Source organism: Chachezhania sediminis (genome assembly GCF_009765275.1).
Lineage (GTDB): Bacteria > Pseudomonadota > Alphaproteobacteria > Rhodobacterales > Rhodobacteraceae > Chachezhania > Chachezhania sediminis.
In genome coordinates this window covers 49,887-62,374 of the sequence record NZ_VOPH01000014.1, presented here as the reverse complement: position 1 = coordinate 62,374, position 12,488 = coordinate 49,887, and the positions used below count along the sequence as shown (strand labels likewise).

General features: G+C 63.5%; 12 protein-coding genes. 1 reads left to right on the top strand and 11 read right to left on the bottom strand.

Annotation, left to right across the window (positions count from 1 at the left end):
• Positions 1-102: 102 nt before the first annotated feature.
• On the top strand, positions 103-537 hold the full coding sequence (locus FQK05_RS23555; protein WP_158971589.1) for a hypothetical protein: 435 nt from the start codon (positions 103-105) through the stop codon (positions 535-537).
• 185 nt (positions 538-722) lie between these two features.
• Here FQK05_RS23555 and FQK05_RS23550 read toward each other — a convergent pair whose 3' ends face one another.
• From FQK05_RS23550 to FQK05_RS23500, 11 genes are all read right to left on the bottom strand, one after another.
• Positions 723-1,481, bottom strand: coding sequence for a tyrosine-protein phosphatase (locus FQK05_RS23550; RefSeq protein ID WP_158971587.1), 759 nt, complete (start codon positions 1,479-1,481; stop codon positions 723-725).
• Complete coding sequence (locus tag FQK05_RS23545) at positions 1,478-2,296, bottom strand: carbohydrate ABC transporter permease (protein WP_158971585.1); 819 nt, start codon at positions 2,294-2,296, stop codon at positions 1,478-1,480. The genes FQK05_RS23550 and FQK05_RS23545 overlap by 4 nt, the downstream gene beginning before the upstream one ends.
• Entirely contained in the window at positions 2,286-3,215 is a 930-nt protein-coding gene (locus FQK05_RS23540; RefSeq protein ID WP_158971583.1) for a carbohydrate ABC transporter permease, read from the bottom strand. Before FQK05_RS23540 ends, FQK05_RS23545 begins: the two co-directional genes overlap by 11 nt.
• A gap of 64 nt (positions 3,216-3,279) precedes the next feature.
• Positions 3,280-4,581 (bottom strand): ABC transporter substrate-binding protein, encoded by a 1,302-nt coding sequence (locus tag FQK05_RS23535; protein WP_158971581.1) that lies wholly within the window; start codon positions 4,579-4,581, stop codon positions 3,280-3,282.
• Between the two features lie 25 nt (positions 4,582-4,606).
• Positions 4,607-5,470 carry a metallophosphoesterase gene (locus FQK05_RS23530; protein WP_158971579.1) on the bottom strand — a complete coding sequence of 288 codons (864 nt, stop codon included), beginning with the start codon at positions 5,468-5,470 and terminating at the stop codon, positions 4,607-4,609.
• Positions 5,443-6,555, bottom strand: coding sequence for an ABC transporter ATP-binding protein (locus FQK05_RS23525; RefSeq protein ID WP_158971577.1), 1,113 nt, complete (start codon positions 6,553-6,555; stop codon positions 5,443-5,445). Before FQK05_RS23525 ends, FQK05_RS23530 begins: the two co-directional genes overlap by 28 nt.
• Positions 6,556-6,625: 70 nt before the next feature.
• The gene (locus tag FQK05_RS23520) at positions 6,626-7,312 is read right to left on the bottom strand and encodes a TetR/AcrR family transcriptional regulator (RefSeq protein ID WP_158971575.1); all 687 of its coding nucleotides are present in this window, start codon (positions 7,310-7,312) and stop codon (positions 6,626-6,628) included.
• 209 nt (positions 7,313-7,521) lie between these two features.
• A complete protein-coding gene (locus FQK05_RS23515; protein ID WP_158971573.1) occupies positions 7,522-8,646 on the bottom strand; it encodes a helix-turn-helix domain-containing protein in 1,125 nt (374 codons plus the stop codon).
• Positions 8,647-8,879: 233 nt separating this feature from the next.
• A complete protein-coding gene (gene repB, locus FQK05_RS23510; protein WP_158971571.1) occupies positions 8,880-9,833 on the bottom strand; it encodes a plasmid partitioning protein RepB in 954 nt (317 codons plus the stop codon).
• Complete coding sequence (repA, locus tag FQK05_RS23505; protein WP_199252757.1) at positions 9,823-11,028, bottom strand: plasmid partitioning protein RepA; 1,206 nt, start codon at positions 11,026-11,028, stop codon at positions 9,823-9,825. Before repA ends, repB begins: the two co-directional genes overlap by 11 nt.
• A gap of 633 nt (positions 11,029-11,661) precedes the next feature.
• On the bottom strand, positions 11,662-12,348 hold the full coding sequence (locus FQK05_RS23500; protein ID WP_158971665.1) for a GntR family transcriptional regulator: 687 nt from the start codon (positions 12,346-12,348) through the stop codon (positions 11,662-11,664).
• Between the last annotated feature and the right edge of the window lie 140 nt (positions 12,349-12,488).

The following is a 12,488-nucleotide window of genomic DNA, read 5'->3' as shown; positions in this document are numbered from 1 at the left end:
CCGGTGGTCCGATTTCGGTCTGTCGGTTTGGGGTCATAAGGGCCATTCTGCAGGTCGGATGGGCCGCAAGGGTCCAGAGACAAAGGAAGGGCAGGAAACGGCATGATCGATCCGCATTGCCATACCAGCAGCATCAAGGTGAACCGTCCGGCCGAATCGGTGTTCGCGCTGATGTCCGACGGCGTGAAACAGGGCCACTGGGCCTGGGGCAGCGCCGGGCGCGAGGATCTGGGGAACGGGATTTTCGCCGGCACCTCGGTCTTCAACGGTGCGCGGACGCTGGTCCGGCTGAACGTCGACCCCGAGATGATGGTCGTGAACTATGATGTGGGCGGCTCGGAAGAGACGATGCGGTTCCGCAACATGTCCCGGGTCCTCCCCGGGCCGGTGCTGGGCTATGGCCCGGACGAATGCGTCGTCTCGCTGCTGACCTGGCGGCTGGCAGACCAGGATGATGCCGCCTGGGCCCAGATTTCAACCGTGCACGAGGCCGAGATGTATCTGATCAAGGGCCTGGCAGAGCGCGACCTGCCCTGAAGGGCAACAGCCGCTCGGAAAGCCGGGCCGCGATTTCGACTGCCGGGATGTCGCCCTGAAGCCGAAGACCCACCCTGCCCGGCGGCACTTTGGATAGCGCCCCGGGCGGCCACTTCGGGACCATCCGCAGGCCGCCCCCTGCCCGTCTTGCAGTCACAGCCGCCGTCTTTTCCGATCCCCGGCCATCAGTACAAGGCAGGCTCCCTGGCGGCCAGCGCATCGACGATCTTATCCAGTTCGGCTTCGGACAGCCCGGCATGGCGCAGATACCCCTCTGCCCCGCCGAAACCGCCCTGCAGCCAGTCCAGCACATATTCCATGTCGGCCGGTTCCGACTGCATCATCCGGGCCGCCAGCGCAGCGTCCGCCCCCCGGGCGATCGCCCCGTCCTTCAGAACGGCCAGAAGCCCCGCCCCCAGATCCGCCGTGGCGGCATAGTCGGCGACAATATCCGCCCGGGCGGCACCCAGCAGGTCCAGCAGCAGCGCAGCCATCACGCCCGTCCGGTCCTTGCCGGCGGTACAGTGAAACAGGACCGGAGCCCCATCCGCCTGGGCAAGCGCGCGGAAGGCGCGGCCGAACCTGGGCGCGGCACTTCCCAGCGCCTCGACATAGCGGTCGCCGAAACTGGCCGTCCCGTCGGCCGCGAAGACATGGCCCAGCGGCGCCAGCCCGTCGAAGACTGGGATGGGCATTAGGCCCGGGTGATCGGCGAAGGGCCCCGGGGCTGCGACGCGTTCCGCCTCGGACCGCAGGTCGATGACGCGGACAATCCCAAGTTCGGCCAGCCCGGTCCGTCCGGGATCGGTCAATCCGTTCATACCGCAGGCGCGGTAAACCCGGCCGGGCCGCACCCAGGCCCCGCCCTTCAACGGCGCACCGCCCAGGTCGCGGATGTTGTGGGTTCCGTCGAGCGGCATCAGCCGCGGAAAGATCGCGCTCATTTCAGTCCCGATTTCATGAAGCTGTCGATGACCTGCCGGTGCAGCACAAGGTAAAGCCCAAAGACCGGAAGCGAGGCCAGCGTCGCCGCCGCCATCAGCGGCCCCCACTGGTTGCCTTCCTGCGTCATGAACATCTGCAGGCCGATCTGGACGACCGAGTCCTCGATCTTGCGGATCAGGAGCAGCGGCCAGAAATATTCGTTCCAGGCCGAGATGAAGGCCAGCACCCCCAGCGATGCGATGGCCGGCCGCAGGTTCGGCACGATGATTTCCCACAGGATGCGCCAGTGGCCGGCATCGTCCATGCGCGCGGCCTCGATCACCTGTCTGGGGAAGGACTTCATCGCATTGACCAGGACCAGAACGGCAAAGGCCGCCGCCGCATTGGGCAGGACAAGGCCGGTGGTCGTATTCAGCAGGCCCAGCTTCGTCGACAGCACGTAGTTCGGGATCATCGTCACCTGGAACGGCACCAGCCAGGACAGCGCGATCAGCGACTGAACCACCTTGCCGCCCGGAAACCGCCAGCAGGTCAGCGCATAGGCTGCAAAAAGCCCCGTCAGGATCTGCGCCAGCGCCGTTGCCGCGGCCATGACGAAGGTGTTGCCCAGCATCTTCAGCATCGGGATCGCCGTCAGGACGAAGGCGAAGTTTTCCAGCGTCGGCTGCTGCGGCAGCAGCCGCAGCGAAAAGATCTCGATCTCTGGCCGGAAGGCGGTGACGATCATCCAGTAGACCGGCACGACCGCCGTCAGCACCAGCAGGATCATGGCGCCATGGGTGGCGACCGTGGTGGCGCGGGACCTAGTTGTCATGGAAGGCAACCTTTCTGGACAGGCCCAGGAACAGCAGGGCCAGCAGACCGAAGGTGACGAAGGTCATGATCCCGGCCGTGGCGCTCCACCCCGCGGAAAAGGTCTGGAACCCGTATTTCCACATCAGGAAGAAGATGTTGGTGGTGGCGCCCATCGGGCCGCCGTCGGTGATGGCGTTGATGTAGACGAAACTCCACTGCGCGCCGAAAAGGACGGTCATCATCACCAGCAGCAGGATCGTCGGCGACAAGAGCGGCAGCCGGATGTCGCGGGTGATCTGCCAGCGGTTGGCGCCGTCCATGCGCGCAGCCTCCAGATAGCCGGGGTCGATGGTGCCGTTGGCGGCGGACAAGAGCAGCGTGGAAAAGCCCATCAGCTTCCAGCCGGTGATCCAGACCATGGTCCAAAGCGCGATGTCGGGGTTCTGGAAGAACTTCACCGTCGGGAAACCAAGGCCCGCGATGATATGGTTCACGAGGCCATAGTCCTCGTTCAGCAGCCAGCGCCACAGCACGGCGGCGACGATGGGGGGCACGATCATCGGGATGAAGATCAGCGCGCGATAGAGGTTGCGCAGCCGGCCTGTCAGGTCCTGCGTCAGGATGGCCACAGCCAGCGGGATCACGACCGACAGCGGCAAGAGGCCCACCACGTACCAGACCGTGTTCAGCGCCGCCTGCCGCAATTCGGGCAGCGCCAGGAGGTTGCGATAGTTCGCCCAGCCCACCGGCTTCGGTGTCTTTGTGGGCAGCATGTTCCACTGGGTGAAGGACAGCTGGAAGCTCTGGAACAGGGGCAGGTAGATCCAGACGAAAAGCACGGCCAGCGTCGGCAGCAGGTAAAGCCAAGGTGCAACCTGGACACGCGGCAAAAGCCGGGCGGGCGCGCGGATGGCGGATGGGGCAACAGCATCGGTCATGCGGATGTAAGTCTTCTGAAAAGGGGAATGCGCGGCCCCCGCGAAGGGACCGCGCGAAGGGGCATCAGCCGTCGGCCGGCATCAGGGCCTGGGCCTGGACCTGGGCACGGCGCAGCACCTCGTAGGGGTCTTCGTCGCCCAGAACGGCCTCGGTCGCGGCGTCCTTCATCATGTTTTCCACCTGGCGATAGTTCGGGCCGGCGAAAGCCATGTTCGGCGTCAGACGGGTCAGCTGTTCCAGGTTCGGCTGGATCATCGGATGCGCATCGACCCAGGGCTTCAGGTACTGGGGATCGTCAACGATATCGAGCCGCAGCGGCAGGTAGCCGATCTTGGACGTGATCTGTGTATAAGCGTGCTTGGACGTCAGGAACTTCATCAGTTCCCACGCCGCGCGCTGCTTGACCGGATCCTTGGACAGCAGGAACAGGGCGGAACCGGAATTGGTGGGCGCGGTCGGTTTGTCGCCGAAGGACGGCATGGCGGCGACTTCAAGCTCGAACTTGCCGTCGGCGGCCTTGATGAAGCGGTTCTGCACGGCCGAGGTGAACAGGAACATGCCCAGCTTGCCGGCGGCGAAAGTGTCCATGTGGGACGCCGGGTCGATTTCCGCATAGGCGCCGCTGTCGCGCAGGTCGCGCAGCATCGCCACGGCATCGGCCGCGGGCTGATCGGCGAAGGTCAGCGTGTTGCCTTCGCGGACAATGCCGCCGTTCGACATCACGATGGACTGATAGACGAAGGTCCCGTCGATGGGACCGAAAGCGCCGGGAAAGAAGCCGTACTTGTCGGTCTTCTGCTGGATCGCCATGCCCGCTTCCTTGACCTCGGCCCAGGTTTTCGGCGGGTTCTTCGGGTCCAGCCCGGCTTCGCGGAAGATGTCGGCATTGATGAACATCACCGGGGTCGAGAAGGTATAGGCCAGCCCATAGGTCTTGCCGTCGACCCTGCCCAGGTCCAGACCGCTGGGCACCATGCCTTCGGCGTGGGCCGCCAGCTCGTCTCCGGCCAGATCTTCCAGCGCCTCGGCCCCCAGATCGTCGGCGGCATAGATCAGGTCGCGAAAGACCAGCTGTGCCAGGTCGGGCTCCTGCCCTGCCACGATGTCGGCCTGTACGCGGCTCAGGATCTCGTTCGATGGCGCACCGATGGGTTCGACCTTGATCAGCGGGTTTTCCGCCATGAAGTCGTTGATCAGGCCCATGGTCGTGTCGTTGTTCAGACCGGCCGAGGCAAGGTTGTAGGAATAGAAGCTGATGGTCACCGGCGCGGTGATCCCGGCCGCCATCTCAGCGCGGAGCGCGGGCGCCAGCGCGGTCAGCGCTACCGCGGCGACACCGGTCGCCAGGAAGGTTCTGCGAAGCATCGTTGGATCCTTTCGGGGGAATGTCTCAGGCAGTTTCGGTTTGGGCGGCATAGGCCGCCTCTTCGTTCGCGGCGGCGCGTTCGCGCAGCATCTCCAGCGGATAGACGTTCAGTTCCGCCCGGTCCGACGCCAGCGGCACCAGCTGCATGGTCAGGCCGGAGGACCGCAGCGTACCGATGCCGAAGCCGGCGCCGCGCACCATGCGCAGCCGGTCGGTGGCCAGGATGTCGGTGGCCGCGTGCTGGCCGATGCCGACGATCACCGGAATGCCGTGCCATACGGAAAAGCGGTCGTGGTGGATGTGCCCGGACAGGATGCCGCGGATATCGTGGCCCTTCAGCATGCCCCGAAGCTGTAGACTGTCAGCAATTCGGATTCCACGCCAGAATGCCTCATCCTCTTCATCGCCCAGCATGGGCGGGTGGTGAACGACGATCAGCTTCGGCAGATCGGCGTGATCCATCAGCCGCGCCGCCAGCCAGTCGAACTGGTGCGGTTCCAGCGCTCCGCCGATGGCGCCCGGCGTTGTGCTGTCCAGCGTGATGATATGGATTCCCGCGATCACCGTGTCGTGGTCGTAGGTCGCGTTGTTGCCGGGCCCCTGCCCCAGCATACCCTCATAGAACCCTTCGCGGGTGTCGTGATTGCCGATGGCATAGACGATCGGCATCTCCAGGCTTTCCAGCGCCTTCGCCAACTTGCGATAGCTGGCCGCATCCCCTGCATTGGCCAGATCCCCGGACGCGATCACGAAATCCGGCTTGGGGTCGATCCGGTGCACTTCGGCCAGGATCGCCGCCATCGTGGCTTCGGTGTCCGAATGGAGGTGCGGGTCATCCGCCTCGCCGAAGTGAAGGTCGGTCAGGTGAACGAAGGTTGCATCTGCCATGCGGTATCTCCTTGAAGTGCGGGCAGTGGATCGACGCGCTGGCCGGTCTCGCCATGGAAAAGGTGAAGGTCCTCGGGCTCGACGGTCAGGCCGAAGGGGCCCGACGGCGGCCGCGCATCGACCGGCAGCGCCACGACCAGGTCCAGCTCGGCGGAGGTGGCGTGCAGGTGCAGTTCCGATCCCAGATCCTCGCACAGGTCAGCGCGGAAGACCGGTCCGTCGGCGGGCGCGGCCGTCAGGCGAAGCGCGCCGGGGCGCATGCCGACCGTGACCGGCGTATGCGGGTTCAGCGGCCAGCGACCGCCAAGGCGCCAGCCGCCATCGGCGACCAGCGTGCCGTCCGAAACGATCCGGCCGGGCACAAGGTTCATGGCAGGCGTACCGATGAAGCCCGCGACAAAGACGCTGGCCGGGCGGCGGAACAGATCCTGCGGCGTGCCCACCTGCTCGATCCGGCCCTTGTTCATCAACACCATCCGGTCGGCCATGGTCATGGCTTCCAGCTGGTCGTGCGTGACGAAGACGGACGTCGTGCCCAGCCGGCGATGCAGGCGCTTGATCTCGACCCGCATGCTGGCCCGCAGCTTCGCGTCCAGGTTCGACAGCGGTTCGTCGAATAGGAAGACCTGTGGGTTCCGCACCATCGCCCGGCCCATGGCCACCCGTTGCCGCTGACCGCCGGACAGTTGCCCCGGTTTGCGGTCCAGCAGGTGGTCCAGTTCCAGCAGGCGGGCAACGTCTTCCACCCTGCCCTGCCGTTCGGCGCGGCGGACGCCCGCGACCTTCAGTGCGTAGCCGATATTCGCGGCAACCGACATGTGCGGGTAAAGCGAGTAGTTCTGGAACACCATGGCACAGCCGCGCCGACCCGGTTCAAGGTCGTTGACCACGGTCCCCCCGATCTGGATCCGACCGCCGGTCGCATCTTCCAGTCCTGCGATCAGGCGCAGCAACGTGGACTTGCCGCATCCCGACGGGCCCAGGATCACCAGGAATTCGCCGGATCTGATGGACAGGTCCACCGCTTCGACCGCGGCGGTTCCGGCGAATTCCTTGCGCAACTGGCTGATCGCGATTTCAGTCATGTGGGGCCATCCGTGTCCTGCAGGTTGGATGGCGGTCTAGGCCGAGTCGGTGTCCCTTAAATGACGGTCCTCAAACGGCGTTTGACGGGGCCAGCGAAACACGCCGCTGAACCGGACGTGCCCGGCGCGCGGGCTGGGCAAACATCGGTTCGATGATTTCACAAAGTTCCGCGATCACGGGTTCTGCGTCGCCTTTCAGCGGACGGCCGGTCAGCACCTCGCATCGCGGGGCATGGCGGGTGAATTGCGACCGGACCCCAAGGGCCGCGGCCAGACGCCAGGCGATCTCTTCTTCGGTGAACCACGGCGCCGCGCGACGAAGGTATTCGGCAAAGATCCGATGTGGCTTCACGCCGTTGATCAGCGGGTCGAAATGCTCGGGATGTTCGGAAAAGGTCGCCAGCCGGTTCATGTATTGCAGTACGGCATAGGGACTCTCCGGGTCCATGCTCCACCGCAGCGAGGTTCCGATCAGCGCCCTGACGATAGCGCCGACGCTCGGCGATGCGGGGGCGGCCCGGTCGATGCAGCGTTGCAGCTCGGTCAACCTTTCGCTGTTCAGCCGGTCATAGACCCGCTGCGCGGTGGCCACGGCCAATTCCTCCAGCGATCCAAAGTGATACGAGACCGAGGCGACATTGGTCCCCGCGGCGGCCGCGATTCTGCGGACCGAGATGTCGGGGGATCCTTCCGCGTCGCAGATGATTTTTTCCGCGGCATTCATAAGCCGGGTGCGGGTATGCGATTTCTTGTCCATTGCAGGGGTCTACAGGGTGGATGCGACAGTAGTTTGTCATCTTACGGTGGATGATGCTGTTTCGGCCAAATTGGATCCGTGATGCGTATAAACGAAATAAACGAAATTCCGTGGTTCGGTCGGTTGGGGCCTGTCTGCTTCACGGTGACAAGAACAGCCGATTGTCGGGTCAAAGTTGGCCATGGCCAACTTCATGAGTCTATGATCGGTCACGAGGTAAACGGAATGCTGCTCGCACTGACAGTATGCCTTTCAAGGATGTGCCTTAGGTATCCTTCCGGATGACTGATTTTTTCGATGCGTCCTGCTATGCGATCCTGGATTTGCAGCGTTTCCATCCATCCAAGCCGACCAATGGCTTCAGACAATAGCTCTGTCCTCATCCCCAGCATCTGGCCGAAGTCGTGAACGATCCGAACGGCCTCGGATATCGTGGTTGGTTGTTTGGGATAGAAATCGGAGAGGGTCGTCAGTTGGCTCCACGAAATGGTGGCATCGCTGCGGGTCGCTTTTTTGGGATATGTTTTGATTGGCTCTTTGTGCCGGACATCCTGTCTGTCGGTGGCGGTCGTTTTGACTGATTGCGTAGGGGCGCTTTCGACCTCGACCTGTTGCGAAACCGTTGGGCCGTGGTCAACCAACAGGTCGGTCAGGTGGGCCAGGATGGTCCGCACTTCGGTCAGTGACGTGGAGGTTCGGCGGATCACCTTCGCGGTGTGGTCAAGAAAGTCTATGGCATCGCCGGACAGATCGCGGCCCAGGCAACTCAGGCGCATCTTGCGGACCATGGCTTTCAGCCCGCGCAGTTCCTCGGCTTCTTCCCGACGCCGATCGGCGAGTTCCGTCAATTCGGCAGAGCGGGCCAGAAGGGGGGACAGGTCGATTCCGAAGGCTCCGATGATGCGGCCTGCCTTCTTCACGGCAAAGCGCTTGCCATTCGCGCTGTCGCGGCGGCGGATCAGGCCGATTTCCTCCAGCCGCTCGAAATGGCGGCGGAGCTGGCGGTCGGTCAGGCCCTTGGCACGAAAGCTCAGGGTGTCGTTCGCTGCGAAAACGGTCAGCAGGCAGCGAGGCGTGATCGGCCGGTCTGCGCCTGTCTTGGGATCGCGGCAGGGCAGGCAGCTGAGCAGCGCATCGATCACCATGACCGATGAGGCCCGCAGTCCCAGATCCCGTGCCACAGTGTTGACCGCTGCCATCAGGGCGCGCCTGGTGATGGGCGCGAAATGCGGCTGATCCGCAATAGCCCCCAGTCCCGCGAAAGCATGGGCTTGCGAGTGGGCACAGATATCCTGCGCCTCGGCGTCATGCGCCGTGACCTGTTGTTGGTTCATCAGATTTCAGACGGCAAAAGTAGACCGTTCACCGAAATCGGTGTTGCAGTGATTCTGGTTTGGGGATACCAATAGATTGCTAGTAAATCGGAACCCTTCGGAGTGCTTCACCGCCTTCGGGGGGTTTCTTTTTGCGCTGCTGTCTGCCTCCTTGCTGCTCTGTTCTGCCTCGGGGTTATCCCGGTTGGCCATGGCCAACCAAGTATTTTCAATGCGTTAGGCTGTGATCCCTATCACTGACCGCGCTTCTTCCAGTCCGCGTACAGGCGGTCCAGGTTTTCTTCGACGAAGCTGATGAAGCCCTGTTCATCGGCGGCCGCAACCTCGATCGTCAGCTTCTTGCCACGCGCCTTCGCCAGGACCGGCGCGCCGGAACCTTTCCGGGTCGGGGCAGGGGCGGGCGTGGGCGGCGGGACAGTCCCGCGCAGTTCGATCCGCTGCAGGGCCTTGATCAGCTGCGTAAGTTTCTCGGCCGGAGTGCCGGTGGCGGGGATCAGTTCCTCGATCTCGATGGCGCGGGGCGCACTGTCCAGCTTCACCAGCCGGCGCAGTTCCAGCCAGGGCCGTCGGCCGGCGTCATGGGCCGCGCCGATCCGGTAGACCACCGTATCGGGCACATCCCGCGCCACGCCGATCAGCTTGCTTAGCGTGCCCTTGTCGACCGCCAGAACCTCTCCGATCTCGACCCGGGAAAAGCCCTGTTCCTCCAGCTTCACGGCAAAGACTGCCTGTTCGATGAAGCTGCGTTCCAGCCGGGCCGAGTTTTCCAGCGCTTGCGAAACCAGCGCCTCGCGCTGGTCCATTTCCTTGATGTAGGCCTTGACTTTGATGCCAAGCGCCCGGCACGCCGCGATCCGGCGGCGGCCATAGACGACCTCGTACCGGGGACCGGCCCCGCGGCGATAACGCAGCAGGGCGGGCAGTTGCTGGCCCGAGGTCCGGATGGACTCGATCAGGTCGTCCAGCCCGTCGGTGATGTCGAACCGGTCGGCAATGTCGGAATCCGCGATCTCGGCTACGTCGACATCCTGCGCCGATTGGGCCGAAACCTGGGACAGCACGTCCGACATGCTTTTCAGCGACCGCGGCACACTTTCGGGGGCAGAGGCCTCCGGCTCCGCCCGCGGGGCTTCGGGCGTCTTGGTGCCCATCTGGGCCAGGCTTTTCGCCAGGAGATCACGTTTCATTGTCACCTCCGCCGCGGCCCCAGGCCGCCTGGATCATGGTTTCGATGTCGTTGGAAAAGCCCATGACGGATTCCAGCGCGCGTTCATATGTCTTGCGGTTCTTGGCACCGGTCAGGTCGACCTCGACAATGGTGCGCTGCGACAGGCCGGCCTCGCTGACGGCGGACGACTTGACGAAGGGCGTGGCGATCACGCTGTCGCCCAGCAACTGCCGGATCCATTCCGCCAGATCCTGCTGGGTGCTGATCGCGGTGTCGAAGCGGGTCAGCAGATAGGCGAAGTTGTCGTAGGCGCCGATCCCGCCGTTGGAATGCAAAACCTCCAGCACGCCGGAGGCCATGGTCAGGAACTGGCTGGCGGAGGCCAGATCGACCCGTTCCGGGATGATCGTCATCAGAAGCGAGGTCGAGGCGCAGACCGCCGACATGGTGATATAGCCCAGCTGCGGCGGGCAATCGATCAGGACGATGTCATAGTCGTCGTCGACCTGCCGCAGGCTGTCGCGGATCCGGTTGAAGAACACCGGCTGTTCGCCCCGGGACAGGGCGGTTGGGGTTTCCGTCTCGTATTCCGACAGCATGATCCCGCCAGGCACCAGGTCGAGATTCGGGAAATAGGTCTTGCGCAGGACATCCGTGATCGGCACCCGCGTCTGGTCGCCGTCATTGTACCGGATCGCGTCATAGAGCGTTCCGCCGTGCCGGAAATCCAGTTCCGGCTGATAGCCGAAAAACGTGGTCAGCGAGGCCTGTGGGTCGGCGTCGATCAGGCACACGCGATAGCCGCGCAGCGCCAGCCGCATCCCCAGCGTCGCGGTGGTGGTCGTCTTGGACGATCCGCCCTTGAAGTTCACCGTCGACCAGATCTGAAGTTTGTCGCCGTCGCGCCGGCCGGGCAGGAACTGAAACGGATCCTTGGCCGTCTGGGCCAGGATCTGGCGAATGTTCAGGATGTCCTCGGCCTGGTACAGCCGCTTGTTCCCGGGGCCCTGTGCAACGTCGGGGATGCGGCCGTCGAAATGCGCCTTGCGCAGATATCCGTCCGAGACGCGCAGCAGTTCCGCTACCTCGGCGGTGGAGAATGCGCGCAGTGTCTTCTCTTCCTTGGGGGCAAGGAACAGTTTGGACATATGCTCAAGCGCTTCGGACAGCCGGTCGGCATCTGCCCTGAGCTTGTCGTGCAGAACTGGGTGCATTACGCTTTGCCTGTCTCGATCATTCCTTGTCGCGTTACCGCCCATGATCGCTTGCCTGGTCGATCAGAAACGTGGCGCCCGGAAACTTTGTTGTTTTCGCGTTACAGCTATGGCGCTTGATCCTTCGAATCTCAAGGAAAATTCTTTTGCCGGTTCAGAGGGCAGGGGGCCCGATTGTTCGCATTTTGTACGGCGACTGCCCCTGTCGGAGATGAGGTGCCATTTGTAGTGAATTGTAATAAAAGAATAAAGTTATTCACAACTTGCCCACAACACCGTTTCGGACACGAGCGGAGGGTGTTGTGGAAAAATCGACCGTCCGGGGTCGAGTAACGGGAAACAGGAGATGAATTCGGTGGTTCCATCCCTGAAGGAGGTCTTCACGCATCACGATCAGTAACGGAAAGGACTGCAGGGGCGTCCTGCGGGAATCATTTCGCGTTACTGACGCTGGCGATTCTGAGTATGATGTCTGAACAGGGCAGGGGGCGCTGGCAACGCTTTACCTCTGTCCGCTGCTTGCGACGCTCCGGCAAGCGAACGAAACTGCGGTTTCCGTTCTTTCCCGCGCATCAGCGGCCGGCCAGGGCCGTGAAACCCACAGCAAACCGTTACATCCGGCTGAACCTGTTTTCAGGAGTTCAGCGCCTCGCGCAGGGACGCGGGTGGTTGCGAGACGTTGCGCAGGTCGAGCGAGGCCAGCAGGTCAAGCAGGTGGCTCTTCATCAGCTGTTCCGCCAGCTCTCCGTCGCGGGTGGCGAAGGCATCCAGAAGCGCGTGGTGCGCTTGCGTTTCGCACAGGGCGGAACGCCGCCGCCAATAGAGCGCGATGATCAGCGATGAGCGCGAGATCAGTTCCGAGATGAAGCCTTCGACCGTCGACTGGTCGGCGATCCGCGCGATTTCCAGGTGAAACTGGCCGGACAGGAACAGGGCGCGGCCGTTCTCGCCGCTGTCCAGAGCGATGTGTTCCTGTTCGATGTTGGACCGCAGGACGGACAGGTCGTCCTCGGTCATCCGTTCCGCCGCCGACCGCGCGGTGCGGGGTTCCAGCAGGGCGCGCGCCTCGAACACTTCGCGCGCCTCGCGGACCGAGGGCTGGGCCACGAAGGCGCCGCGGTTGCGCTTCAGGTCGACCAGATGGCGGTGGGACAGCGCCAGAAGCGCGGCGCGGACGATGGTGCGGCTGATGCCATAGACTTCGGCCAGTTCGTCTTCGCCCAGTTTCGTCCCCGGCGGCAGTCGGTGTTCATGCACCGCCCGTTCCAGATCCGCGGCAACGGTTTCTGCAGTCCAGGGCTTGGGTTCGGTCACGGTCATCGTTCGGGGTACCAACTTCACGGATCCTGTCGCCCCGTTGTCGCGATTCGGTGCGGAATGAACAAGACCGGCCGGTTCGGTCAGATTGTTCAGGATATTGTATACAATATTGCTGCAGAAAATGTTCACGAGATTGTCCC